This is a genomic window from Hydrogenobaculum acidophilum, assembly GCF_054656715.1.
Genome location: NZ_BAAHXP010000078.1, coordinates 1 through 236 on the forward strand (window position 1 = coordinate 1; position 236 = coordinate 236).

The following is a 236-nucleotide window of genomic DNA, read 5'->3' on the forward strand; positions in this document are numbered from 1 at the left end:
AAAAACTTATTTTATCCTCTCCCATCCAAAACCTACTATGTTTTTATCCGTATCAGAAAACTCTATACCCACTATATATACTTCTTTATTTTCGGATAGATACTTTTCATAATACTTTTTCTCTTTTATCTGTTTTAGTGGGTCATCAGATGGCTTGTCTGATAGTTTAAACTCTATAATGTATATTTTATCTCCTATAAAAGCGGATAAATCAATCCTTCCTTTATTTGTGGTGT

1 protein-coding gene is annotated in these 236 nt (G+C 29.7%); it reads right to left on the reverse strand.

Annotation, left to right across the window (positions count from 1 at the left end):
- Nucleotides 1-6: 6 nt before the first annotated feature.
- On the reverse strand, nt 7-236 hold a 230-nt coding region (locus tag ACYQZV_RS09200), incomplete at its 5' end, for a PD-(D/E)XK nuclease domain-containing protein (RefSeq protein ID WP_459895362.1).